21 protein-coding genes and 2 pseudogenes are annotated in these 23,941 nt (G+C 59.3%); 20 read left to right on the forward strand and 3 right to left on the reverse strand.

Annotated features, from left to right (window positions below; genetic code table 11):
* The first annotated feature begins 82 nt into the window (after positions 1–82).
* The 14 genes from AC6HU3_RS09665 to AC6HU3_RS09730 all read left to right on the forward strand — a co-directional run bounded on the left by AC6HU3_RS09665 (position 83) and on the right by AC6HU3_RS09730 (position 12,667).
* Entirely contained in the window at positions 83–2,233 is a 2,151-nt protein-coding gene (locus AC6HU3_RS09665; protein WP_497473558.1) for a T9SS type A sorting domain-containing protein, read from the forward strand.
* Between the two features lie 165 nt (positions 2,234–2,398).
* Positions 2,399–2,755: an NADH-quinone oxidoreductase subunit A gene (locus tag AC6HU3_RS09670; protein ID WP_497473559.1), complete on the forward strand. Its 357-nt coding sequence runs from the start codon at positions 2,399–2,401 to the stop codon at positions 2,753–2,755.
* On the forward strand, positions 2,746–3,261 hold the full coding sequence (locus tag AC6HU3_RS09675) for an NADH-quinone oxidoreductase subunit B (protein ID WP_497473560.1): 516 nt from the start codon (positions 2,746–2,748) through the stop codon (positions 3,259–3,261). Before AC6HU3_RS09670 ends, AC6HU3_RS09675 begins: the two co-directional genes overlap by 10 nt.
* Complete coding sequence (locus AC6HU3_RS09680) at positions 3,261–3,725, forward strand: NADH-quinone oxidoreductase subunit C (RefSeq protein ID WP_497473561.1); 465 nt, start codon at positions 3,261–3,263, stop codon at positions 3,723–3,725. Before AC6HU3_RS09675 ends, AC6HU3_RS09680 begins: the two co-directional genes overlap by 1 nt.
* A gap of 10 nt (positions 3,726–3,735) precedes the next feature.
* Entirely contained in the window at positions 3,736–4,938 is a 1,203-nt protein-coding gene (gene nuoD, locus AC6HU3_RS09685) for an NADH dehydrogenase (quinone) subunit D (RefSeq protein ID WP_497473562.1), read from the forward strand.
* Positions 4,935–5,417 carry an NADH-quinone oxidoreductase subunit NuoE family protein gene (locus AC6HU3_RS09690; protein ID WP_497473563.1) on the forward strand — a complete coding sequence of 161 codons (483 nt, stop codon included), beginning with the start codon at positions 4,935–4,937 and terminating at the stop codon, positions 5,415–5,417. The genes nuoD and AC6HU3_RS09690 overlap by 4 nt, the downstream gene beginning before the upstream one ends.
* The gene (locus AC6HU3_RS09695) at positions 5,414–5,959 is read left to right on the forward strand and encodes a hypothetical protein (protein ID WP_497473564.1); all 546 of its coding nucleotides are present in this window, start codon (positions 5,414–5,416) and stop codon (positions 5,957–5,959) included. The genes AC6HU3_RS09690 and AC6HU3_RS09695 overlap by 4 nt, the downstream gene beginning before the upstream one ends.
* Entirely contained in the window at positions 5,956–7,401 is a 1,446-nt protein-coding gene (gcvPB, locus tag AC6HU3_RS09700; protein WP_497473565.1) for an aminomethyl-transferring glycine dehydrogenase subunit GcvPB, read from the forward strand. Before AC6HU3_RS09695 ends, gcvPB begins: the two co-directional genes overlap by 4 nt.
* Complete coding sequence (locus AC6HU3_RS09705) at positions 7,401–7,718, forward strand: ribosome-binding factor A (protein ID WP_497473566.1); 318 nt, start codon at positions 7,401–7,403, stop codon at positions 7,716–7,718. The genes gcvPB and AC6HU3_RS09705 overlap by 1 nt, the downstream gene beginning before the upstream one ends.
* Positions 7,700–8,587 carry a tRNA pseudouridine(55) synthase TruB gene (gene truB, locus AC6HU3_RS09710; protein WP_497473567.1) on the forward strand — a complete coding sequence of 296 codons (888 nt, stop codon included), beginning with the start codon at positions 7,700–7,702 and terminating at the stop codon, positions 8,585–8,587. The genes AC6HU3_RS09705 and truB overlap by 19 nt, the downstream gene beginning before the upstream one ends.
* Positions 8,584–9,543, forward strand: a complete 960-nt coding sequence (ribF, locus tag AC6HU3_RS09715; RefSeq protein ID WP_497473568.1) for a riboflavin biosynthesis protein RibF — start codon at positions 8,584–8,586, stop codon at positions 9,541–9,543. Before truB ends, ribF begins: the two co-directional genes overlap by 4 nt.
* Positions 9,522–10,481, forward strand: a complete 960-nt coding sequence (locus tag AC6HU3_RS09720; protein WP_497473569.1) for an NAD(P)H-dependent amine dehydrogenase family protein — start codon at positions 9,522–9,524, stop codon at positions 10,479–10,481. Before ribF ends, AC6HU3_RS09720 begins: the two co-directional genes overlap by 22 nt.
* On the forward strand, positions 10,478–11,704 hold the full coding sequence (locus tag AC6HU3_RS09725; protein WP_497473570.1) for a glycosyltransferase family protein: 1,227 nt from the start codon (positions 10,478–10,480) through the stop codon (positions 11,702–11,704). Before AC6HU3_RS09720 ends, AC6HU3_RS09725 begins: the two co-directional genes overlap by 4 nt.
* A gap of 6 nt (positions 11,705–11,710) precedes the next feature.
* Positions 11,711–12,667: a sensor histidine kinase gene (locus AC6HU3_RS09730; protein WP_497473571.1), complete on the forward strand. Its 957-nt coding sequence runs from the start codon at positions 11,711–11,713 to the stop codon at positions 12,665–12,667.
* Here AC6HU3_RS09730 and AC6HU3_RS09735 read toward each other — a convergent pair.
* From AC6HU3_RS09735 to miaB, 3 genes are read right to left on the reverse strand one after another with little or no spacing between them, the layout of a single operon-like run.
* Positions 12,656–13,402, reverse strand: a complete 747-nt coding sequence (locus AC6HU3_RS09735; protein ID WP_497473572.1) for a phosphoribosyltransferase family protein — start codon at positions 13,400–13,402, stop codon at positions 12,656–12,658. The two genes, AC6HU3_RS09730 and AC6HU3_RS09735, sit on opposite strands and share 12 nt — an antisense overlap.
* Before the next feature lie 37 nt (positions 13,403–13,439).
* The gene (locus tag AC6HU3_RS09740) at positions 13,440–14,198 is read right to left on the reverse strand and encodes a CoA-transferase subunit beta (protein ID WP_497473573.1); all 759 of its coding nucleotides are present in this window, start codon (positions 14,196–14,198) and stop codon (positions 13,440–13,442) included.
* Positions 14,195–15,535: a tRNA (N6-isopentenyl adenosine(37)-C2)-methylthiotransferase MiaB gene (miaB, locus tag AC6HU3_RS09745; protein ID WP_497473574.1), complete on the reverse strand. Its 1,341-nt coding sequence runs from the start codon at positions 15,533–15,535 to the stop codon at positions 14,195–14,197. Before miaB ends, AC6HU3_RS09740 begins: the two co-directional genes overlap by 4 nt.
* Positions 15,536–15,670: 135 nt before the next feature.
* Between miaB and AC6HU3_RS09750 the strand changes: the two genes are divergently transcribed.
* The 6 genes and pseudogenes from AC6HU3_RS09750 to recA all read left to right on the forward strand — a co-directional run bounded on the left by AC6HU3_RS09750 (position 15,671) and on the right by recA (position 23,941).
* Complete coding sequence (locus tag AC6HU3_RS09750; protein ID WP_497473575.1) at positions 15,671–18,760, forward strand: AAA family ATPase; 3,090 nt, start codon at positions 15,671–15,673, stop codon at positions 18,758–18,760.
* A gap of 78 nt (positions 18,761–18,838) precedes the next feature.
* Positions 18,839–19,681: a DMT family transporter gene (locus AC6HU3_RS09755; RefSeq protein ID WP_497473576.1), complete on the forward strand. Its 843-nt coding sequence runs from the start codon at positions 18,839–18,841 to the stop codon at positions 19,679–19,681.
* Between the two features lie 76 nt (positions 19,682–19,757).
* Positions 19,758–21,929: an LVIVD repeat-containing protein gene (locus AC6HU3_RS09760; protein WP_497473577.1), complete on the forward strand. Its 2,172-nt coding sequence runs from the start codon at positions 19,758–19,760 to the stop codon at positions 21,927–21,929.
* A 114-nt stretch (positions 21,930–22,043) separates the two neighbouring features.
* Positions 22,044–22,199: pseudogene (locus AC6HU3_RS09765) on the forward strand (dCTP deaminase); the annotation flags it as partial.
* Between the two features lie 291 nt (positions 22,200–22,490).
* Positions 22,491–22,883: pseudogene (gene dcd, locus AC6HU3_RS09770) on the forward strand (dCTP deaminase); the annotation flags it as partial.
* A gap of 17 nt (positions 22,884–22,900) precedes the next feature.
* Positions 22,901–23,941 (forward strand): recombinase RecA, encoded by a 1,041-nt coding sequence (gene recA / locus AC6HU3_RS09775; protein ID WP_497473578.1) that lies wholly within the window; start codon positions 22,901–22,903, stop codon positions 23,939–23,941.

The following is a 23,941-nucleotide window of genomic DNA, read 5'->3' on the forward strand; positions in this document are numbered from 1 at the left end:
TCAACGCATGGGGTTATTCCTCCTTGATTCTTCCCCCGCGGAACTTTAGACTTTCCCCGAGGAACGGTCAAGGAGGTGGATCATGCACAGAGCATGGATGGGGGGTGTGCTGATCCCCGTGGTCCTTGGAGCCTTCCCCATCAGGAGAGGCGATCTCTCCCCCGATCCCCGGCTTCATGCCCTGGACTCCATGAATGTGCGGTTTGTGGGGAACTGGCCCTTTGGACCTTCCTCTGCGGTGGCGGTGGACTCTGCGAGAAATCTTGTTTTTCTCGGCTCAGGAGGAGGCGTGTATGTTCTCGACGTTTCCAATCCAGCCAGCCCACAAAAGGTTTCGGAAGCCATTCACACGCGGGGTTTTGTGGAGGAATTGTTTTATGATGGGGTGAACCAGCGGCTGTATGTCGCGGCGGGTCCAGCGGGACTCGGAATCTGGAGCGTTCAAAATCCATCCAGCCCTGTGAAGCTAGGATTTTATGAAACATCGGGATGGGATGAATGGGCTTCAGATGTCTATGTCTCTGGTTCCTATGCCTATGTGGCGAATTATGCGGGTCTCCGTGTGATCGACATCTCCGATCCCTCTTCCCCTCAGGAGGTAGGATTTTACGATACACCGGGATCTGCTGTAGGTGTCTATGTCTCTGGTTCCTATGCCTATGTGGCGGATGGGAGTGCGGGTCTTCGTGTGATCGACATCTCCGATCCCTCTTCCCCTCAGGAGGTAGGATTTTACGATACACCGGGATATGCATTGGGTGTCTACGTCTCCGGTTCCTATGCCTATTTGGCGGATGGGGATCGTCTTCGTGTGATCGGCATCTCCGATCCCTCTTCCCCTCAAGAGGTGGGATTTTTCGAAATAATGGGAGTTGCATATGATGTCTACGTCTCCGGTTCCTATGCCTATTTGGTGGATCGGGATGGGGCTGGTCTTCATGTGATCGACATCTCCAATCCCTCTTCCCCTCAGTGGATGGGTTTTTACGGTACACCGGGATCTGCACTTGATGTCTACGTCTTCGGTCCCTATGCCTATTTGGTGGAAAGTTATAATGGTCTTCATGTGATCGACATCTCCAACCCCTCTTCCCCTCAGAGGGTGGGTTTTTACGGTACACCGAGATATGCTGAAGATGTCTACGTCTCCGGTCCCTATGCCTATTTGGTGGATCAGTATGATTTTTATGTGATTGACATCTCTAATCCCTCGTCTCCTCGGGAAGTGGGTTTTTACGATACACCGGGATGGGTATGGGATGTCTACGTCTCCGGTTCCTATGCCTTTGTGACGGATAGGCTTTCGAGTGGCGGTCTCCGTGTGATCGACATCTCCAATCCCTCTTCCCCTCAGGAAATGGGATTTTACAATACACCAGGAGATGCTCAAGATGTCTATGTCTCTGGTTCCTATGCCTATGTGGCAGATGGGGGTGCAGGTCTCCGTGTGATCGACATCTCCGATCCCTCTTCCCCTCAGGAGGTAGGATTTTACGATACACCGGGATCTGCTGTAGGTGTCTATGTCTCTGGTTCCTATGCCTATGTGGCAGATGGGGATAGTGGTCTTCAAGTGATCGACATCTCCAATCCCTCTTCCCCTCAGGAAATGGGATTTTACGATACACCGGGATCTGCTGTAGGTGTCTATGTCTCTGGCTCCTATGCCTATGTGGCAGATGGGGATAGTGGTCTTCAAGTGATCGACATCTCCAATCCCTCTTCCCCTCAGGAAGTAGGATTTTACAATACACCGGATTGGGCTTCAGGTGTCTATGTCTCTGGCTCCTATGCCTATGTGGCGGATAGGTATGCAGGTCTCCGTGTGATCGACATCTCCAATCCCTCTTCCCCTCAGGAAGTAGGATTTTACAGAGTACCGGGATATTATACTCGAGGTGTCTATGTCTCCGGTTCCTATGCCTATGTGGCGGATTGGTTTAGTGGCCTCCAGATCTACGAATTTCTCGGGACTGACGTTGCGGAGAACAGTCCGGAAACTCCACGCACGGTTACGTTCACGCTTCAAAACCGCCAGTTGCTCCTTTCTTTCCCCGGCGGGGCGCCGGCGGATGTGAGTGTGGCGCTGTACAACGCCCTCGGACAGAAAATCCTTGCCCTTCCCGTCTCCCGCGGAACGCGGAGAACAACGATCTCCCTTCGCCACCTCCCCTCCGGCGTGTTCTTCCTGAAGGTGGGCGGAGACGTCAAAGGGAAACTGGTTCTCCCATAACCTGGATTGCGAAAAACCTTACCGGGGTGGGATGAATCCCGCCCCGGTTTGTTTTTTGCATGACAGATACCTGTTTCCTCCACGAGAGAAATAGAAACTCTCCAGACGCGCTGTTTGATGGTTTTTCCGGAGGAGCGTATAATTAGCGCCGAACAGGAGTCTGCGATGAATCCATTTGCCCTTCTTGGACTGGTGTTTGTGCTTGCGGTGGGTTATGTGGGGCTCGTGATTCTCCTCTCCCTGATCCTTTCCCCCAGGAGCCGGGGAGGGGAAGCCAAAGGCGAGCCCTATGAATCCGGCGTGATCCCCCGAATGCCCGCCGATGCCCGGCTCCCGATTCGCTTTTACCGCGTGGCTCTCCTGTTCCTGATCTTTGACGTGGAGATCGCCTTCCTCTATCCCTGGGCGGTTCAGGCGAAGGAACTCGGCGTCACCGGCGCAGTGGAGATCGCCCTTTTCGTCGGTATGCTGTTTGTCGCCTACCTGTATTACTGGAAACGGGGAGGCCTCCAATGGGAGTAGCGGAATATCGCATTTCCACTGTGGATGAAGACAAGGTTGTCGAGAAACTGCTTCGCTCCACCCTTCTTCTCACGACGGTGGAGAAAATGGTCAACTGGGCCCGGAAAAATTCCATCTGGCCCCTCACCTTTGGCCTTGCCTGCTGCGCCATTGAGATGATGGCCACCACCGACCCCCGGCACGACCTGGCCCGTTTCGGCGCCGAGGTGTTCCGGGCGTCTCCCCGTCAGGCGGATCTCATGATCGTGGCCGGCACCGTCACCCTGAAAATGGCCCCGGTCCTTCGCCGGCTGTATGAACAGATGCCCGAACCCAAATGGGTGATCTCCATGGGGAGCTGTTCCTCCGTGGGAGGTCCCTACAACTCCTATGCCGTGCTCCAGGGCGTGGATCAGGTGGTTCCCGTGGATGTGTACGTTCCCGGCTGCCCGCCCCGACCGGAATCCCTCATCTATGCCATCATGACCCTCCAGAAAAAGATCCAGCAGTCCGGGAGGCTCTTCTGATGGAGAACATCCTTCAGGACCTTCAGGAACGCTTTGAGGCCACTGTCACCCCGGCCCGGGACGGCATGCCCACCGTGGAGGTCCCCCGCACCCGCATCCGCGAGGTGCTTCGCCATCTTCAGGAACGATGGGGCATGGATCTCTTGGTGGATCTCACCGCTGTGGACTGGCTGGGCGTGCGGGAGGCACGGTTTGAGGTGGTGTATCACCTGGCCCGCTCCCTCGAGCCGGTGCGTATCCGGGTGAAAACCCAGGTTCCTGGATCGGACCCCACGGTGGAGAGTGTGGGGGATCTTTTCAAGAGCGCCCTGTGGCTGGAACGTGAAGTGTATGACCTTTTCGGCATTGTGTTCACCGGCCATCCGAACCTGAAACGCATCCTTCTCTGGGAGGGCTTTCCCGGTCACCCGCTCCGGAAGGACTATCCTCTCCGGAAGCGGCCGCCCCTCCCCGAACCCATCTGAGGAGCCTGCCATGCTGGACATTGCCTTCAGGCAGAAAACCGGAATCAACACGGAGATCCTTGAGCTCAACATGGGCCCGCAGCACCCCGCCACCCACGGGGTGATGCGGATTCGCCTTTACCTGGATGGAGAGGTGATCCAGAAGGCCGAGGTGATCATCGGCTATCTCCACCGGGGAACGGAAAAGATCGCGGAACATCGCAGTTATTTCCAGGTTCTCCCCTGGACGGACCGGATGGATTATCTCTCTCCCCTCATCAACAACCTGGGGTATGTCCTGGCAGTGGAAAAGCTCCTGGGGGTGGAGGCACCGGAACGGGCGCAGTATATCCGCACCATCATGTCCGAACTCTCCCGTCTGGAATCCCACCTGGTCTGGTTCGGAACCTCCCTCCTGGACCTGGGCGCCCTCACACCCTTCTTCTATGCCTTCCGGGAACGGGAAAAGATCCTGGATCTTCTGGAGATGGCTTCCGGTCAGCGGATGAACAACGCCTATATGCGGATCGGCGGTGTGATGGGGGATCTCCCGCCGGGGTGGCTGGACGAACTCCAGGCTTTCCTTTCCAATTTCGAAAAAGAACTCGCCGAATGGCACGCCCTGGTCACGGGGAACGACATCTTCCTTGCCCGGACGAAAGGTGTGGGGGTCCTCCGGGCGGAAGATGCGGTTTCCCTGGGGGTGACGGGACCCGCCCTCCGGGCTTCCGGCGTGAACCGGGACCTTCGGAAACTGGAACCCTATCTCGTGTATGATCAGGTGGCGTTTGAGGTCCCCGTGCGGGATGAAGGGGATGTGTTCGCCCGGTACATGGTCCGGATGGAGGAGATGCGAGAATCCGTCCGGATTCTGAACCAGCTTGTGAAGGAAATTCCCGACGGGCCGGTCCTTCTGGACGATTTCAAGATCGTTCCACCTCCCAAGTCGGAGGTGTACCGCGGAATGGAGGAACTCATCCACCATTTCAAGCTTGTCTCCGAAGGGTTTTCTCCCCCGCCGGGGGAGGTCTATGTCGGCGTGGAGGCCCCCAAAGGGGAACTCGGCTATTACATCGTTTCCGACGGTTCCCCCCGGCCCTATCGCTTCCGCGTCCGTCCCCCCTCCTTCGTGAACCTTCAGGTGCTGGAACATATCCTTCCGGGTCATCTGGTGGCGGACGTGGTGGCCATCATCGGGAGTTTTGATCCCGTGTTCGGGGAGGTGGACCGATGAGTGTGCGGACCCTTGACACCTTCCGTGAGCGGATTGAGGAGATCAAACGGAAGTTCCCCAAAGGTCACACGGCCATTTTGCCATCACTCCTTGCGGCGCAGGAGACCTTTGGCTATGTCACACCGGAAAGCCTTGCCCTGATCAGTGAGGTGCTCGGGATTCCCGAGGGCATCCTGGTGCAAACCGGAAGTTATTACCATTTCATCGATTTCGAATTCAAAGGTCGCCATCGCCTCTATCTATGCACCAACCTGTCCTGCCTTCTGAACGGTGCGATGGATCTGGTGGAGCACCTGAAAGTCCGCCTCGGGGTGGAGGAGGGGGAAGTCACGGAAGACGGGCTGTTCTCCTTTGAACAGGTGGAATGCATCGGGCTGTGCGATGGCGCACCCGCGGGAATTCTGGATGGGGAACAGCACACCCATCTCACGCCCGAGGCCCTGGATCGTTTCCTCGAAAGTCGCCGGAAAAAGGAATGAAACTCTCTTCGCTCTTTTTCTTTCTGACCACGCTGGTGCTTCTGGGCTTTGGGGCCTATTTCTATGTGGAGCGGTGGCGCCCCCTGGTGCAGGCTGTCTCGGACCTTGAGGAAGATAACCTCCTCCTGGCCCGAAAACTCCAGGAACTCCGGCCTTCGGGCCAACCGCTGGAAGTGGCCCTTCCCGAAAGCACCCGGAAGGTGCTGGAGGAGGAACGAGAAGCCCTCCTTCCCCAGCGGTTCGCCTTCCAGATCAACCAGATCTTTCGGCGGAACAGCCCGCGCCTTGCACGGGGTGCGGATCAGGCGCTGCGGGACTTTCTTTCCGCCCTGTCCGACACCAGCCTCACCCGGGCGGAAGTGTGGATTCCGGCCTATCGCCGGGGGAAGGATCCGGGCTATAATCTCGCTGCCCGGCGGGCCGCCACGCTGGGTGAAAAGATCCTTGCCGCAGGCTTTCCCCGGGACAAACTTCTCCTTTCCTTTTCATCGAGCAGCACAGACAGCCTGGAAATCCGCCTGTTCAGGGGAGGGAAACCATGAGCAAGGCTTTTGAGCCCACCATTTTTGAGCTGTCCCGTCCCGGACGGCGGGGCCTGGAACTGGATGACGGAGCCTTTCCCGACGCCCCCAAGGAGATTCCCACCGCCCTTCAGCGCCATCTGGATCTGGAACTTCCGGAAGTTTCCGAACCCGAGGTGATCCGCCATTTTGTGCGGCTCTCCCGGGCCAACTATCACCTGGACCTCGGCATCTATCCCCTGGGATCCTGCACGATGAAGCACAATCCCCGGGTAAACGAACAAATGGCTCGCCTTCCGGGGTTTCTCCACATTCATCCCCTCCAGCCGGAAGAGACCGCCCAGGGAGCGCTGAAACTGATGAAAGCGCTGGAAGATGCCCTCACCGCCATCACGGGAATGGATGCCGCCACCCTCCAGCCTGCCGCCGGTGCTCAGGGCGAACTCACGGCCCTTCTCATGATTCGGGCCTACCACACCGCCCAGGGGAATCCCCGGAAGATCGTCCTGGTCCCGGACTCGGCCCACGGAACCAACCCGGCATCTACCACCCTTGCAGGCTACGAGAGCGTGACCATCCCGTCCACTCCCGAAGGGCTGGTGGATCTTGAGGCGCTGAAAGCGCATCTCTCGGAGGATGTGGCTGCCCTCATGATCACCAACCCCAACACGCTGGGGCTGTTTGAAGTCCAGATCCGGGAAATCGTGGAGGCGGTGCACAGCGTGGGAGGACTGGTGTATATGGACGGTGCCAACCTCAACGCCCTTCTCGGATACGTCCGGCCGGGCGACGTGGGGGTGGATGCCATGCACATCAACCTCCACAAGACCTTCTCCACCCCTCACGGAGGCGGTGGCCCCGGTTCGGGGCCGGTGGTGGTGAAGGCCCATCTGGAACCCTATCTTCCGGTACCCCGCATCGTGGAAGAAGAGGGCCGCCTGAAATTTTCCTTTGACGCCCCCCATTCCATCGGCAAGGTGCTGGGGTTCTGGGGGCATTTTCTGGTGATGGTTCGGGCCTACACCTATATCCGGAGGCTGGGGGCGGAAGGTCTGCGGGAAGTGGCCGAGAACGCCGTGCTCAACGCCCGTTATCTCTTTCATCTTTTGAAAGACCTCTTTGAGCCGGCCTCCCCCCTGCCACCCATGCACGAATTCGTGGTGAGTCTTGCCAAACTCAAGAAGGAAACCGGTGTACGGGCGATGGACGTGGCCAAGCGGTTGCTGGATTACGGCGTGTATGCTCCCACCGTGTATTTCCCCCTCATCGTCTCCGAAGCCTTCATGGTGGAACCCACCGAAACCGAGACCCCCGAGACCCTGGAGCGGTATGCGGACATCCTCCGAACGGTGGTGCAGGAAGCCCATGAAACTCCAGAACTTGTGAAAGAGGCTCCCCACACCACACCGGTTCGCCGCCTCAACGAGGCCAAAGCGTCCCGTGAACTTGTGGTGACGGAGTGATGCGTCCCTTCCGGCGAGGCGAGCGGCTGGGCGAGGAACTGCGGAAAGTGCTGGCGGATCTGTTCCTTGAGATGGACGACCCCCTGTTGCGACGGATCAGTCTTCACCGGATTGACGTCCGGGACGATCTCGAAGAGGCAAAGGTGTATTATTCCCTTCTTTTCGGGAACGAAGAGGATCGAGCACGGGCGCAGGAGCGACTGGAAGCCCTGCAGGGAGAGATCCGTCGCCGGGTGGGGAAAGAGCTCTATATCCGGAAAGCACCGGTGTTTCACTTCGTGTATGTGGAGGAGACCGAATGGATGGATTCCTTCTGATTGACAAACCCAAGGGCATCACCTCCCACGGGGTGGTGGATCGGGTCCGCAGGATCCTGGGCATCCGGAAGGTGGGCCATTCGGGAAGCCTGGATCCCCATGCCACAGGCCTTCTGATCCTGGGCATCGGCAGGGCCACCCGGTTTCTTCCCTTTTTGATGGATTTGCCCAAAACCTATCTCGCCACTTTTCGCCTGGGGATTCTCACCGACACCCTGGACATCACGGGTGAGATCCTGCTCGAACGGGAAGTCCCTCCCCTCACACGGGAGGGCATTGAGCAGGTCCTTCGCACGTTCCGGGGGGAGATCGACCAGGTCCCTCCGGCTTTTTCCGCCAAAAAAATCCGGGGCAAGCGCCTGTATGAACTTGCCCGGGAGGGGGTTCTGGTGAGTCCGGGCAAAAAGCGGGTCACCATCTATGAACTGGAGCTCCTGGATTTCGAGCCTGCCCGGCTGTTCCTCCGGACACGGGTGTCCAAGGGAACGTATATTCGTTCCCTTGCCCGGGACATTGCAGAAGCACTGGGCACGGTGGGGGTGGTGGAAGAACTCCGCCGGATCGCCATCGGTCCTTTCCGGGTGGAAGAGGCGGTCCCCCTGGAGGATGAGGAGGGGATCCGGGACCGGATTCTGGGGCTGGATGAGGGATTGCGTCACCTGGACCGGGTGGTGCTCAAACCCCGTGGAGTGGCCCGTTTTGTGAACGGGAATCGGGTGTCCCTCCAGGCCGTGGCCCAGCGGGGGACGGGCATGTTTCAGCATGTCCGGGTGTATGATCCCGAAGGGAATTTCCTGGGTGTCGGCATGCTCACCTGGGAAGGGCTGTATCCTGAGCGACTGCTGCCTCTGGAGGAGCATCGAACATGATCCGGTTTGTTCCGTTCAAAGAGCTACGTCTGGACGGATCGGTGGTGGCGGTGGGCACCTTTGACGGTCTCCACCGGGCCCATCGGGAACTTGTGGGATGGGTGCGGTGGCTTGCATCCCGCTTCCGCGTGCCTTCGGTGGTTCTGTATTTCCCCTTCTCTCCCCGGTTTCTTCCCGAGCCCCATCGCACCCAGCTCTTCACGCCGGAGGAAAAGAAAGAGGCCTTTGAACTCGCGGGGGTGGACATCGCATCTGAACTCCCCCTTGAGGAGACCCTGAAGATTCCCGCAGACGCTTTTCTCCGGGATCTCCGGGATCGGCTGGGGGCCCGGGCGGTGGTGATGGGCTACAATCACCGATTTGGACACCGGCGGGAAGGAGATGCCGCGTGGCTTGCCTCCCGGGTGGAGGACCTGGACCTTTCCCTTCTGGTGGTGCCTCCCGTCCGGGTGAAGGGAGAGATTGTGAACAGCGAACGCATCCGTTCCCTTCTCCGGGAAGGCGAGCTCCAGAAAGCCAACGAGATGCTGGGATCGCCCTATTCCGTCCCCGGCGTGGTGGTTCGGGGGAAGGGGCTGGGCCGAAAGCTGGGCTATCCCACCGCCAACCTGGAGGTCCATCCCTGGAAACTCCTTCCCAGGGTGGGGATTTACGCGGGGTGGGCCCGCTTTCAGGGGATGACCCGTCCGGCCGCCATCTCCGTGGGTTTTCGTCCCACGGTGGACACCGCACCGGCACCGGAACCGGTGGTGGAGGCCCATATTCTCGGGTTTGAGGGGGATCTCTACGGAGAGCGTATGACGCTGGACTTCGTGTGTTACCTCCGGGATGAGAAGAAGTTCGCTTCTCTCGAGGAGCTCAAGGAAGCCATCCGCAGGGACGTGCAGGAGGTTTATCGGGTCCTGCCCACCTATGTTCGCCCGGAGGCGGAGCCGTGGCTTCAGTCCTCCTCATAGGCCTCGGTCCCATCGGTCAGGCCGTGGCCCGGCGGGTGCTGGAAGATCCCCACCTTGAACTTGTCGGTGCGGTGGATCTCCGTCCCGACTGGATCGGGAAGGACGTGGGTGAGATCCTGGGAACAGAGCCCCTGGGCATTCCGGTGTATGGGGACATTGCCCGAGCTCCCCGGGCCCGGATTGCCCTCCACCACACCCGCTCCCATCTTCCTGAGGTTCTGCCTGATCTTCTCCTTCTTGTGGAACGGGGGATGAACGTGGTGTCCACCACAGAGGAGCTTGCCTTCCCCTGGGTGCGGTATCCAGATGAGTCCGGGCGTCTGGATGGGCTTGCCCGGCGAAAGGGGGTGGCCGTGGTCGGGGTGGGCGTGAACCCGGGGTTCGCCATGGACGTGTTCCCGGCGTTGGTGGCGAAAGCCAGCCTGAACGTCCAGCGGGTGGAAGTGACCCGGGTCCAGGAAGTCCGGTACCGGAGAAAACCCCTCCAGCAAAAGATCGGCGCAGGCTTATCCGTGGAGGCCTTTGAAGCCCGGAGGGAACACCTGGGCCATGTGGGGCTTGTGGAGTCCGCCTATCTTCTGGCCCACCTTCTCGGGTTCCGCCTCACCCGGGTGGAGGAAGAGCTCACCCCCCTGGTGGCCGAACGGTTTGAATGCACGGAGTTTGTCACCATCCGTCCAGGTCAGGTCCGGGGGATTCGTCACAGGGTACGGGGGTATGAGGGGCTGCATGAACGCATCCTCCTCCACCTGGAGATGGCCGTGGGGGTGGATCACCCGAGGGACGAGGTGCGCGTGGAGGGGAGTCCTCCTCTCCGGATGGTGGTGGACGGAGGTTTTCCCGGAGACGAGGTGACGGCAAACCTGGCCCTGCGGGCAGCCCACGCCATCCAGGGCGTCCCCGCGGGTCTTCGTCATGCAGGAGAGGTGCTCGCATGAAAAAAATCATGGTCATTCCCACCTACTGGAGCCGAACCACCCGGGAAGGATGGGTGGAAGGAGACGATGTGTATGATCATCCCACGCCACTCGACCGGGAGGGGACCCTCGGACGGACTCTGGAAAGCCTTTCTCGTCTCGCGGCGCGGGATTTTGAACTCCTGATCGTGGTGGTGGCCGTCTCCGACGAGATCGGGGACGCGGTGGAGCCCCGGGTGGAGCGCCTGGTGAGGCGCCATGTTCCGGAAGAAATCCCCACCCGGATTCTGGGGCCCCAGGCGAGCCGTGCCCTGCGGGAATTCCTGGAAGAAAAAGAAGCCTCCCAGTTTCTCCCCTTCACGACCTTTCACGGCTACAGCAATATCCGGAACGCCGGCCTGTGGGGGGCCTTCCTTGCCGGTGGTGATGTGGTGCTTTTTGTGGATGACGACGAGGTGTTTCTGGATGAGGACTGGGTGGAACGGGCCACGTCCCTGATCGGAAAGCCCCTGGGGGGACGAATGGTGTATGGCGTGGCCGGCTATTATGTGAATGCGGAAGGGGAGTTTTTGCTTCGGCCTTCCCACCACCCCTGGGCCAAAATCTGGGGGAAGGTGGAGGCCATGAATCAGGCCTTTGAGGATGTGATCGCTTCACCTCCCCGGTTCAAGGAAACGCCGTTTGTGTTTGGTGGGGCCATGATTATCCACCGGGAGATGTTCCGGATGGTGCCCTTCGACCCTCAGGTCCCCCGCGGGGAAGACATTGACTATCTCCTGAACGCCCGGATGTTTTATTTTGACTTTTTCCTGGACAACACCCTCCGCATTCTCCACCTCCCCCCTCCGAAAACCCATCCCGTATGGCGTCAGATGCGGGAGGACATCGTCCGGTTCATCGTGGAACGGGAGAAGCTCCGCAAACAGCGCGCCCGTCCGGGCATGCGGCGAGTGCGGGTGGAAGAACTGGACCCCTATCCCGGGATCTACCTGAGGGACGACCTGGAAGACCGGGTGCTGCGGGCAAGTGAGGTGCTGGCGGTGGAATATCTCACCCGGGGCGATGTGGAAAGCGCTCGGGAAGCCCTGGACAACATCACCCTTGCCCTGGAAAAACCTTTTCTCACCGAGGATCCCTTTGAAAAATTCCTGGCCTTCCGGGACCTGTGGGTGGCGTGGATGGAGTTTGTGGACGCCCACCGGGATGAGTTGACCCATCGTCTCGGGTTCGCCCCCCTGGACTGACCCCCCATGCAGAACCCGCTCCCTCCCTGGGCGGACTTTCTCCAGGAAGGCGTTCTGCTAATTGACGCAGACGGGCGAATTCTGGCCGAAAACGCCCGGGCCCACGCGCTGTTCTCACGGGGCGGAGCCTATTTGTGGGAACGGGTGCGCCGGCACGAAATCTTCGGATTCCTCCAGGCACTGGAGAAGCATGAAACCGTGTCCATCCTGCTCCGCCGTCCCTCGGGTGTGCTGGAGTTCCGGGGAATCCGGGACGGTCCTCTGCGGTGGGTCTTTGTCCTGCCCCGTCCCGATGTCGCGCTTCGGGAAAACCAGCTTCATCTTTTTTCCCAGATTTCCCATGAACTTCGCACCCCCCTGTCCAACATCCGGATGGCCTTTGACCTCTTCGAGAGCGGTTCCATGGAACGAGAAGCCTTTCTGGAGACGGTGGGAAGGAACCTGGAACGGATGGAAGTCCTGGTGGAAATGCTCTCCCGCCAGCACAAACTGGAAGCGTGGGACCCGATTCTGGCGCCCGGTGACTGGTGCGCGGAAATCAGGACCATCCTCAAAGCCTTTGAGGGAAGAGTTCAGAGCGAAAGCCTTGCGCTGGATTTCCGGTGTGAGGTGCCTTCTCCCCTTCCCCTGGACCGCTTTCTTCTCTCCACCATCCTGTTCCCCCTGCTGGATAACGCCGTGCGTTACAACCGGCCCGGAGGGCGCATCGCCGTGCGGGTGGTCCATCGCCCGGGAGAGGTCGAAATCGTGGTGGAGGACACGGGACGGGGAATTCCCGCGCCCATGCGGGAGCAGGTGTTTAACCCCTTTGTGCAGTTTCAGGGAGGCACAGGGCTGGGGCTGAGCCTTGTCCGGGTTGCGGTGGAACGGTGGGGAGGGACCGTTCGTTTGGAGAGCGAGGAAGAGAAAGGGACCCGGGTCACCGTGGTGCTTCCCGTCCCCCACAGACCCTCAGACGGATAGCCCTTCGGGCAGAAAAGAGGACGGGACCTCCGACGCCAGCGTCCACACCTCCACCTCCTGAACCCCACCGGTTCGGAGAACCCGGGAGGCTTCATGGAGGGTGGCTCCGGTGGTGATGATATCATCCACGAGAAGGACGCGTGAGGGAAGGGATGGCTCTCCCCGAAGGGTTAATCGTCCCCGGGCGTTCTGGATCCGTGCTTCATGGGAAGACTGGGCGGCCTGCGAAGGACCCTTTCGGGAAGCCAGAACGTCCAGGAAAGGGAGTTCCAGGGTCTCGGCCACAAAACGGGCCAGGATGCGGGAAGGCTCATAGCCCCGTTCCCGGGTGCGTTCGGGGTTTCCCGGAACAAAGGTGACGGCCTCCGCCCCCAGTGGCCAGTCCAGGAGGGTGTGTTCGGCAAGGTGAAGGAGGAGAGCGGGATATCCCCCGTATTTGCCTTTGCGCATCAGGGTTTTGGCCATGCCGGCATAATAAAAGCTCGCCCGCGCCCGGCGGAAGGCGAAGGGTTTTCCAAACTGAAAGCACCGGAAGCAGGATCGCCCTTCCATGGGCATCCCGCAGATCCGGCACACCTCAAGGGGGAGGCGATGCTTTTCAAGCCTATCCGCGCAAGCAGGGCAGAATCCTGCGCCTTCGGTCCACGCTTCCTCACACCCCCAGCAGAGAGGGGGAATCAGAGCGTCGAGAAAAGCCCGGGCCAGGTTATGCAAAAGGGGAAACACAGCGTTCACCCCAGCCTCCCGTTATAGGGCGGAATTCGGCGAGGGCCTACCGATACAGCCCCTCCGGATCAATCTCTTCCCGGAGGATTTCCAGTTCGTCCGGTGTGGGCGGCGGGGTTTCGGTGAGGTTGTCGCTCCAGAGGAGTTCAAACCCCGTTCGCTCTTCCACGGTTTTTCGGGACACACCGGGATGGAGGGACAGCACCTTCATCCGCCGGGTTTCTTCATCAAACCCCATCACGGCGAGGTCGGTGATCACCCGATAGGGACCGGTTCCCTCTGGAAGCCCTGCGGCTTCCCGGGCACCGGGACCGGTGAGATAGCCCGGCGTCGTAATGAAATCCACCTTTTCCACGAAACGGCGGGGTTCGTGCTTCATCAGGATGATGGTTTTCCAGCACAGGCTCCCCACCTCGTTCCCCCCACCGGGGCCGGGCAAACGCACTTTCGGACGTTCATAGGGGCCGATCACAGAGGTGTTCAGGTTGCCGTAGGGATCGATCTGGGCACCTCCGAGAAAGCCATAATCCACAAAGCCGCGGGCGGCCGTTTCCATGATGTCCGTGATGCCCGTGGCAGCCACGGCCTGGTGGAAGGTCCGGCTTTCGCCCACCGCACGGGGAAGTTTGCGTAGTCGTGCTCCCACGCCTCCGAATTCAAAGATGGGGATCAGGTTGGGGGCGTGGAGGCGCTGGGCCAGCATGGCCGCCAGCATGGGAATGCCTGTTCCGATGAACGCCGTTTTACCGTCCTCCATCATCCTCGCCGCCACCACGATGAGAAGTTCGGTGGGGGTGTGGTTCATGATCCAACCTCCCGGAGCACAGGATATCCGAGCCGGGCATACAGTTCCTCCCGGGGGATCACCTCCTCCACCTCCATCACGGGGGTGAGGCCCCGGATGGTCCGGATCCGGCCCCGGAGAAGGGTTCCGGGCTCATATCGCCCCGGTGCGATCACGGTCAGGTGGTTGCGGGTTTTCCCGGCACTGAAGGAGGGGTCTTTCTTGGACGGCCCCTCCACCAGCACGTCCACCTCCCGATCAAGGAGTTTCTGGCGCTGGAGATAGATCCCGCGGTTCACCTCTTCAATCAACACCCTCAGACGCCGGCCCTTTTCCTCTTCAGGCACCTGATCTTTGCGTTTGGCCGCCGGGGTTCCGGGGCGAGGGGAATAGATGAACATGTAGGCCCCGTCAAACCGGACCTCACGCACCACATCCAGCGTGTCTTCAAAGTCCTCCTCGGTCTCTCCGGGATAGCCCACCATCACATCCGTGGTGATGATGGCATCGGGCAAAATCTTCCGGATGGCGCGGGCCAGTTCGAGGTATTCTTCTTTGGTGTAGCCCCGGCGCATGTCCTTCAGGATGCGGGTAGATCCCGCCTGAAGGGGGAGGTGGATCCAGTGGGAAAGGCGGGTGGATTGGGCCAGGGTGTCCAGCACTTTCACGGTGATGTCGGAGGGATGGGGACTGGTGAACTTGATCCACAAAAACCGGGTGCGCCGATCCAGGATGGAAAGGAGATCGGCGAAATCGTGGGGGCCATCCACGTATGCATTCACGTTCTGTCCCAGAAGGGTGAGTTCAAGAATGCCTTTGCGTTCCAGCGTGAGGGCGTCTTCCACCACCTCCGGAACCGGGCGGGAGATCTCCCGCCCCCGGGTGTAGGGCACAATGCAGAAGGTGCAGAAGTGATCGCACCCGATCATGATGGTCAGGAAAGCTGAAATCTGTCCGGGTTCGATGTGGAGTTCCCGGTTGTGGTCATGATCCACCATATCCTCACAATACACACCCCCAGAAAAGCCTTCATCCAGCAAAAGCTGGGGCAGGACGGCGTAACTCCGCGGTCCCACGACAGCATGGGCCCCGTGATCCAGGAGTTGTTCTTTCATTTGCTGGGCAAGACAGCCCAGCACCACCACCTTTTTCCCCCGTTTGGCGGCGTGGTGGACCAGGTGAAGGGCCTTTTCGGCGGCTTTCTCCCGCACCGTGCAGGTGTTCACCAGTACGACATCCGCCTGATCCGGCGATGACGAGGGGACAAACCCCAAGCTTTCCAGCTGGGCCTGGATGCGGGCCGAGTCGTATTCGTTCATCTGACAGCCGAACGTCTTGATGAAAAACCTTCGCTTCATGGGCCTTTCCTTCTCCTCCCTTTGAGGCAACCCGTTTCCCAACCGGGCATATTGTACGCTGCGAGGGGAGAAACTTCAAGGCGGGATGCCGGCGGGTTGAAAGACCTTTCATGGGGATGTATAAATATTCGCGACATGCAAACCACCTGTTTAACCTGCGGAGCTGACCTTCCGGAGGGAGCCCGATTCTGCCCGCAGTGCGGGGCTCGTGTTCGATCGGAACGTCCCGCATTCTATCCCGTCACGGTTGTTTTTGTGGACCTCGCCGGATACACGCGCCTGGTGCGTTCCCGTACCCCCGAAGAGGTGGCCGAGATCACCGATCGGTTTTTTTCGATCGTTGAAGAGGAAGTCCAGCGCGCAGGAGGGATCCTGTATCAGAAGCTCGGAGACGGTGCGCTGTGTTTATTCGGATATCCAAAGGTGATGGAGGGGGCAACAGACCGTGCCCTGTTGATGTGCGAACGCCTGAAACGGCGTGTTCCGGAAGAACTGCCTGGACTGGATGTTCACGGCGGCGTGGCTTCCGGACGGGTGCTTGTTCTTCCCGAAGGGGGTGTGCGGTTCGTCGGCGAGCCCATGAACCTCGCAGCCCGGCTGGAGGAGCACTCCCGCGCCGGCGAATTTCTGGTGGATCGCCGGACATGGGAGCGTTCCCGGGATGCCTTTGAATTTCGCTTTCTGAAGCGTCTGGATCTCCCCGGACTGGGTGTCCAGGAGGCCTATCTCCTGCGGGGTATCCTGGAGCGCCAGGACCTCCCGGGCGGGGGAGGAAGTGTCTTTGTGGGACGGGCGCAGGAGCTTCTGGATCTCTACAACGCCTGGGAGCAATTTCGCGCTCACCCCCGTCCCACCATGGTCCGGATCCTTGGAGAACCAGGGATAGGGAAAACCCGGTTCATTGCGGAGTTCCTTTCGTGGATTCCTCTGGACCAGGTGATCATCGCCCGCGCCCTTCCCTATGGAATGCCCCCCTATGGGCCCCTGCTCTATGCCCTGTGGCACCTCCTGGTGGATAGGCGGTCCGATGCCCACACGTCCCTGTACCGGTCCGTTCCGGATATCCTGGCCGCCCTGGAAGAAGATGCCCTGAAGTTTCTCCCCCGGGATCCTGAAGAGGCCGAAAGGGTTCTCGTCCAAACGTTTTCCCAGTTTCTGCGGGAACCCCGGGTGATGATTCTGGATGATGCCCAGTGGACAGATCCCGGGACGTTTCAGGTTCTCCGGAAGTTTTTCCAGAAGGAATTCCCGGTTTTTCTGGTCGTGAGCGGTCGGACGCCCTCGGAGGATACCCCCCACTGGAGGGAAGAACTTTCCAGGCTTGAACGGGAAATTCCAGCGACCACCATCCGGCTGGGACCGTTGACCCGGGAGGAACTCCGGGAATGGTGGCAGCGGACGTGGCAGGAAACGCCTGACCCGGGCGTGATTGAAGAAATCCATCATCGCACCCGGGGGGTGCCCCTCTTTGCCAGAGAACTCATGTATTTTGTCCGGGAAGAAGGTCTGGAACTTCAAAACGTTCCACCCCGGGTGGAAGAGGTGTTGCTGTCCCGGCTGACCGCCCTTCCGCCGGAAAGCCGCGAAATCCTGGACTGTGCATCCGTCATGGGACCCTTCGTGATTCCCGAAGCCGTCCGGCATGCCCTGAACCTTGGAGAAGAAGCCTTTGAGGTCCGTTTTGCTCCCCTAATTCGGGCGAACCTTCTGGAAAAACGCTCCCTCTTTCCTTCCCTTGCGGATCCTCCCTGGGAAAAATACGCTTTCCCTACGCCTCTTTTCCAGCAGGCGGTGCTGAACAGCCTTCCCAGAGACCGAAAAATCACCTATGCCCGCGGTCTTCTGGAGTTTTTCCTCCATGCGGAGTTTCCGGGGCTTTCCCGGAATCATTTCGTCATTCGCCTCGCCCTCCAGGCGGAAGAGTTCTCAACGGCAGAGAGACTCATCCCCCCGGTCCTGCAGGAACTCACCCAGATGGAAGCATGGCAGGCGATTCTGAACCTTGTTCGTGAAATCGAACCCTATCGTTCCCACCTGTCCGAAGAGGTGGACCTCCAGATGGATCTTGCCCATGCCCGCGCCCTCATCCGCACCGGGCGAATTCAGAAGGCGATCCCCCTGCTGGAACGTCTGGAGGAAACGCCGCCTTCCCTGGAGGCAACCCTCCTGCTGGCCGAAGCCCTGGTCTGGAAAGGGGAACTCCAGCGGGCGGAAGACATTCTTCAGCAGGCGAAACCCCGCTCGCCCGATGAGGAGTGGGAATGGCTCATGATGAAGGTGTGGGTTGCCTATCGCAGGGGAAAATGGGATGAAGTCAAAACCCTCTGGGAAAAAATGGAAAACCTCCCCGATCCAGAAGATCCCCACCTCCATGCCCGCATGCTCAACCTCAAGGCCAACACCCTGCCCCCTCACGATCTCCGCCTGAAGATCCGGACCTACAAGAAGGCCCTGGAAATCGCGGAAGCCTCCGGCATGGTTTCCATGGTGCAGAATATCCACAGCAATCTGGTGATCCTTGCGAGTCGGGGATACATCGGTAAAACCCTGGAGCATCTCGAAAAAGCCGTTGCTCTGGCGAGAGAGCGAGGAGACTTCCTTGCGGAGTCGGTGGCGACCTATAACCTTGTCAGCGTCCTGGTTTCGGTGGGGGCCTTTGACCTTGCGCAGAAGCGTATGGAAGGGTTTCCGGAGCTTGCCCGCAGGGTTCAAAACCCGATGGGATATGTTTTCTTGTATGAAATCCAGGGCCGAATTGCTATGGGCATGGGCCGAGAAGAAGAGGCCCTGCGCGCCTTCCGGGAAGCCCTGCGGTGGGCATGGAGGCTTCGAAGTCCGGGGCTCCGGGCGGAAATCATGGACGTGTTTGCCCATTTTCTCATGGAGAACGGTCGAAGAGCCGGGATTCAGCTTGCCCGGTGGACGTGGGATCGCTGGCCTCCTCACCGGCGGATCTTTTTCCTGTGGAGGTGGAATCTCGCGGATGTAAGGGCCGAAGACGTGCTCCGGGCCTGTCCACCTCACCTTGCCTGGGATGCATGGCTGGACATTCTGGTGGAGATCCTTCAGAGAGAACCCCGGCTGGCTCCACGCCTTGAATGGAAGGTTCGGAACATTCTTCGCTTTGTGTGTGCACACACGCCGGCGTCTCTCCGCCCTGCCCTGCTGGAGCACCCCCGGTGGAAGAATTTCACCGGGGATGCCCTCCTTGAGCACGCAACCTAAATTCGTCCTCCCCCGGTTGAACCGTCCAGAGGGGTTCTGTACAATGGCGTACCCTCAAACTCAGAGAGAGGAAAGGCAATGATCCCGGTTTTGATCGGGGTTCTGGCCATTTCCACGGCCGCCATCGCCATTCGGTTCGTGGCGCCGGACATGCCGGCCCTGGCCATCGCCACCTGGCGCATGATCCTGGGTGCCCTGGTGTTTTCCTGGACACTTCCCCGGGCCCGGTGGGTGACCCGATTCCCCCGGGAGGCTCTCCTGGCCGGTGTTTTCCTGGGCCTGCATTTCGCCCTATGGATCTCCTCCCTCTTCTTCACCACGGTGGCGAGTTCCGTGGTGCTGGTGACCACCACGCCCCTCTTCACCGCTCTGGTGGAGTGGGTTCGGGGAGAACTCGCCCGGCCTCTGTGGACGCTGGGCGTGATCCTGATCGTGTTCACCGGGATGGTTCTCCTCGCAGGCGGAGACCTGGCACTGGGGGGAAAAGCCCTTCTGGGCGATGGTCTTGCCCTCGCGGGTGCGGTGTGCGCGGCGGGCTATCTGCTTTCGGGAAGGCGGGTTCGCCCCCACGTTCCGGCCACCCTGTATGTGGGGCCGGTCTACGCCGTGGCCGCCCTGGTTCTCCTGGGGCTCGCCCTCCTTTCCCGGACACCCCTTGAGATCCCGAACCTCCGGGCCGGGGGATGGCTTCTCTATCTCGCCCTCATCCCTCAGGGGGTGGGCCACACCCTGATCAACTGGGGGCTGGGCCGCACCACGGCCACCGGTGTGAGCCTGCTCATCCTAGGGGAACCGGTCCTCTCCAGCCTCTGGGCCTGGCTCCTCCTCCACGAAGTTCCCCCTCCCCTCTCCCTTGCCGGCATGGGCCTGATTCTCGCCGGCCTTGCCCTCCACGTGGCGGGGGAGCGGGGGGATGTGTGAGACCCAGATCCGGGTTGAATTTCCCTTTTCAACGATGTAGATTTACCAATGACACATCCACCACAGGAGGAACGTCATGAGTGGACGGACGTGGATGAGGATCATCACCGTTCCTACGCTGCTCATGGCACAGATCGGTTCGGGAGATGGAAGAGCAATGCGTGAGATGGAAAACTTGACCATCCAGAAACGGGATTCCCTCAACGTACGATTTGTGGGAAACTGGCCCTTTGGCCCCTGTTTTGCTATGGCTTCTGACTCTTTTCGGAACCTGCTCTTTGTGGGATCAGGCGGCGGAGTCTATATACTTGATGTTTCTGATCCAGCCAATCCACAAAAAATCTCAGAAGCCATCCATACACGAGGCGGGGTCAGGGGATTGTTCTATGAAGCCGCCCGTCACCGGTTGTACATTGCCGTAAGAATGGAAGGGTTAGAGATCTGGGATGTACAGGATCCCGCAAACCCCATCCTTCTGGGCCAGATGCCGACCTCAGATAGCGTGGAAGATGTTTTCGTTTCGGGAGATTTTGCCTATGTTGCCGAAGGACCGGTTGGTTTCCGCGTGATTGACGTCTCAAATCCCTCCTCACCTCTGGAGGTCCTCGCTTTCAATACGCCTGGATATGCTCATGCCGTGAAAGTTATGGGAGCGTATGCCCTCGTTGCGGATGGAGATGCGGGGCTCCGTATCATCCAACTGTCGGGCACGCCCTTCGAAGCAGGATTTCTGGATACGCCCGGCAATGCGATGGACGTGGATCTTTCAGGCACCCTCGCATTTGTCGCGGACGGTTCAGGAGGATTGAGGATCCTGGATGTTTCCAATCCCGACGCACCCCAGGAAATTGGGGTCTACACGGGAGAAGATATTGTAAATGTCCACGTTTCGGGAACGTACGCTTACGTGGGTACGCCGATCGGCCTGCAGGTCCTGGATATTGCTGACGTCTCCGCTCCCCAAACCGTGGGCACGTATACAGGGGTAGGGTTCACGCGATGCGTTCACTTTGCCGGAACTTATGCCTATGTCGCCGATCAATTTGCGGATATGCTGATCATCGCAGGCATTCGTACCGTTGATCTTTCCGATCCCACCCATCCGCAGGAGATCGATTTTTATCCGCTTCCAGAAGGTGTTGCTTCTGTGTTTGTCCATGATTCTTTTGCCTATGTCACGGATCCCGCGTCAAGACTCAGGATTCTCGACATCTCTCAACCGGAGCAGCCTTATGAAGTTGGGAACGTTTATGTACCCCTCGTGATGAAGGACGTCTATGTGGTCTGGCCCTACGCATTCGTGGTCGGCGAGATCTGGGTACTGGATCGAATTGAACTTGTCACCATTGATATTTCTGATCCCTTTTCCCCACAGATTATGGGTTCCTTCGATACCACTGGATACGTTCAAGATGTTGAGGTGTCGGGATCGTATGCCTACCTTGCTGCTTCCTTCGGAGGGCTCCTGGTCATAAACCTTTCTGATCCCGCCTCTCCTCAGATGGTTGGAGCATTCGATACGCCAGGGATGGCCATGAGCGTGGACGTCCAAGGACCCTACGCCTATGTGGCGGACGCAAGCGCGGGCCTTCGAATCATTGATATCTCTGACCCCGCTCAACCGCGAGAGATAGGATTTTATGACACACCCGGTTCGGCTTGGGGAGTTAAGGTCTCCGGCTCTTACGCCTATGTTGCCGATCGAGTGGGAGGACTTCGGGTGATCGATGTCTCAGATCCTGCAAATCCTCAGGGGGCAGGGTACGATGACACGCCGGGGAATGCCACAGATGTAGCCATCATGGGTTCTTATGCATTCGTGGCGGACGAAGATTCAGGGCTTCGCGTGATCGACATATCGAATCCCTCTTCCCCTCAGGAGGTAGGATACTACGACACGCCTGGACAGGCACGGAAAGTCGACGTGTTTAACTATCAGGCCTTTGTGATCGATGGAATCAACGGCTTGCAAGTTTACGAATTCCTCAGAACAGCAACCAGGGAGGACTTTTCTGCTCCTGGAAAAGTTGTGGTTTATCGTCTGTCAAAAGGCCGTCTGGTGTTCTCTTTCCCTGAAGGCGCGCCCTCCAATCTGCGCCTTGCCTTGCTGAACACACTGGGCCAAAAGGTGCACACCTTTTTCATCCCTCGTGGAACGCGGAGAAAAACGGTGGTTCTCCACGGTATACAAAAGGGGGTGCTGTTTCTCGTGGGCGAAAACGTCCATGAAAAGCTTATCATTCCGTAAACAGAGTAGATTTGAACATCGGGGGAGATTTGAATGTTGATGGTTTGACAGGTCTCTGGGGGGCGGCTATAATATCCCCGGAACGTCCAGATCAAACCGGAGAGGTGCGCATCCATGGGACTCAAGAACGACCGGTGGATTCGGGAATATGCCCTCAAACACCGGATGATCGAACCCTTTGAGGAACGGCTGGTTCGGAAAGGGAAGATCTCCTATGGCCTTTCTTCCTACGGCTATGACATTCGGGTGGCCGACGAGTTCAAGATCTTCCAGCCCGAGTTTTCGGTGCGGATGCTTTCGGACTCCGAAAAGGGCTACATCGCGGCCCTGGTGGATCTTTATGGCGAGATCTCCAGCGACCCACCCCTCCTCCGTCTTCGCCTGCCGTCGGAGGAACTCCTGAAACGCATCCAGACCCTCCTGGGCGGGGGGGATGTCCACGGTGGGGTGTTCGTCCTCCAGCGACCGGGAGACCTGGCCATGCTCCTTTCTCAGCTCCTTCCCTTCCTGTTTGCGCAGAAGGAACAGGCTGCCCATCTTCTGGAACGTCTGCCCACCCGATCCCTGGTGGTGGATCCCAAAGCCTTTGACACTTCCACCTTCGTGGACGTGAAAGGGGAAGAGTGCATCATCCCGCCCAACTCCTTTGCCCTGGCACGGAGCGTGGAATATTTCCGGATCCCCCGGAGCGTGTTCGGGCTGGTGGTGGGCAAATCCACCTATGCCCGGTGCGGGATCATTGTGAACATCACGCCCCTGGAGCCCGAATGGGAAGGGTATCTCACCATTGAGATTTCCAACACCACACCCCTTCCGGCCAAAATCTATGCGGGCGAGGGCATCGCCCAGCTCGTGTTCTTTGAGGCGGATGAGGTGTGCGAGGTGTCCTATGCCGATCGCAAAGGAAAATATCAGAAACAGATCGGGGTGACCCTGCCCCGTGTGGAATCTTGATCCTGAGGAGGGAGAGAATGAGCAGGAAAAACAACCCGGAACTCAAGGAGCGGCTCAAAGCCCTGGAGGCCGCCATCAAACAGATCCAGAAATCTCACGGTGAAGGCACCATCATGCGCCTGGGAGAGATGGTGGGGAAAAAGGTGGACGTGATCCCCACCGGATCCCTCTCCCTGGACATCGCCCTGGGCATTGGCGGCTATCCCCGGGGCCGGATCGTGGAGATCTATGGGGCGGAGGCTTCCGGGAAAACCACCGTCGCCCTTCACGCCATCGCCGAGGCGCAGAAGCACGGGGGGATCGCGGCCTTCATTGATGCGGAACACGCCCTGGACCCCACCTATGCCGCCCGGCTGGGCGTGGACCTGGAAAGCCTGTATATCTCTCAGCCCGATACGGGAGAACAGGCCCTGGACATTGTGGAGAAACTCGTCTCCAGCGGCGCGGTGGACCTGGTGGTGGTGGACTCGGTGGCAGCCCTGGTTCCCCGGGCGGAGATCGAAGGAACCATTGACGATCAGGGCGTGGGTGTCCAGGCCCGCCTCATGTCCCGGGCCATTCGCCGTCTCACCGGTGTGGTCTCCCGGTCCAACGCCATCGTGATCTTCATCAACCAGATCCGCCACAAAATCCAGGCGTACGGCAATCCGGAGACCACCCCCGGCGGTCTCGCCCTGAAGTTTGCGGCCAGCGTCCGGATCTCCGTCCACGCCAAATCCAGCCCCATCAAGGATAAGGGCGAGGCGGTCGGCATCGAAGTCACCGCCAAAGTGGTGAAAAACAAACTGGCCCCGCCTTACCGGGTTGCTCGCTTTGATATCCTCTATGGCCAGGGGATTTCCAGGCTCGGTGAGCTGGTGGATCTCGGGGTGGAATACGGCGTCATCAAGAAAAGCGGATCCTGGTTCTCTTATGGCGACAAGCAGCTCGGTCAGGGACGGGACAACGTGCGTCAGCTTCTTGCAGAGAACCCGGAACTCGCTGCGGAAATTGAGCAGGCCATCCGGAAGAAAGCCGGCCTCGTGGAGGACGAGGAAGCCTCTCCGGCCTCATCCTGA

The organism is Caldifarcimen microaerophilum (assembly GCF_055387105.1).

What these genes read in the sequence shown, in the direction of transcription:
- AC6HU3_RS09665 (WP_497473558.1), top strand. Translation starts at nt 83, where the DNA reads ATGCACAGAGCATGGATGGGGGGTGTGCTGATCCCCGTGGTCCTTGGA.
- AC6HU3_RS09670 (WP_497473559.1), top strand. Translation starts at nt 2,399, where the DNA reads ATGAATCCATTTGCCCTTCTTGGACTGGTGTTTGTGCTTGCGGTGGGT.
- AC6HU3_RS09675 (WP_497473560.1), top strand. Translation starts at nt 2,746, where the DNA reads ATGGGAGTAGCGGAATATCGCATTTCCACTGTGGATGAAGACAAGGTT.
- AC6HU3_RS09680 (WP_497473561.1), top strand. Translation starts at nt 3,261, where the DNA reads ATGGAGAACATCCTTCAGGACCTTCAGGAACGCTTTGAGGCCACTGTC.
- nuoD (WP_497473562.1), top strand. Translation starts at nt 3,736, where the DNA reads ATGCTGGACATTGCCTTCAGGCAGAAAACCGGAATCAACACGGAGATC.
- AC6HU3_RS09690 (WP_497473563.1), top strand. Translation starts at nt 4,935, where the DNA reads ATGAGTGTGCGGACCCTTGACACCTTCCGTGAGCGGATTGAGGAGATC.
- AC6HU3_RS09695 (WP_497473564.1), top strand. Translation starts at nt 5,414, where the DNA reads ATGAAACTCTCTTCGCTCTTTTTCTTTCTGACCACGCTGGTGCTTCTG.
- gcvPB (WP_497473565.1), top strand. Translation starts at nt 5,956, where the DNA reads ATGAGCAAGGCTTTTGAGCCCACCATTTTTGAGCTGTCCCGTCCCGGA.
- AC6HU3_RS09705 (WP_497473566.1), top strand. Translation starts at nt 7,401, where the DNA reads ATGCGTCCCTTCCGGCGAGGCGAGCGGCTGGGCGAGGAACTGCGGAAA.
- truB (WP_497473567.1), top strand. Translation starts at nt 7,700, where the DNA reads ATGGATGGATTCCTTCTGATTGACAAACCCAAGGGCATCACCTCCCAC.
- ribF (WP_497473568.1), top strand. Translation starts at nt 8,584, where the DNA reads ATGATCCGGTTTGTTCCGTTCAAAGAGCTACGTCTGGACGGATCGGTG.
- AC6HU3_RS09725 (WP_497473570.1), top strand. Translation starts at nt 10,478, where the DNA reads ATGAAAAAAATCATGGTCATTCCCACCTACTGGAGCCGAACCACCCGG.
- AC6HU3_RS09730 (WP_497473571.1), top strand. Translation starts at nt 11,711, where the DNA reads ATGCAGAACCCGCTCCCTCCCTGGGCGGACTTTCTCCAGGAAGGCGTT.
- AC6HU3_RS09740 (WP_497473573.1), bottom strand. Translation starts at nt 14,198, where the DNA reads ATGAACCACACCCCCACCGAACTTCTCATCGTGGTGGCGGCGAGGATG.
- miaB (WP_497473574.1), bottom strand. Translation starts at nt 15,535, where the DNA reads ATGAAGCGAAGGTTTTTCATCAAGACGTTCGGCTGTCAGATGAACGAA.
- AC6HU3_RS09750 (WP_497473575.1), top strand. Translation starts at nt 15,671, where the DNA reads ATGCAAACCACCTGTTTAACCTGCGGAGCTGACCTTCCGGAGGGAGCC.
- AC6HU3_RS09755 (WP_497473576.1), top strand. Translation starts at nt 18,839, where the DNA reads ATGATCCCGGTTTTGATCGGGGTTCTGGCCATTTCCACGGCCGCCATC.
- AC6HU3_RS09760 (WP_497473577.1), top strand. Translation starts at nt 19,758, where the DNA reads ATGAGTGGACGGACGTGGATGAGGATCATCACCGTTCCTACGCTGCTC.
- recA (WP_497473578.1), top strand. Translation starts at nt 22,901, where the DNA reads ATGAGCAGGAAAAACAACCCGGAACTCAAGGAGCGGCTCAAAGCCCTG.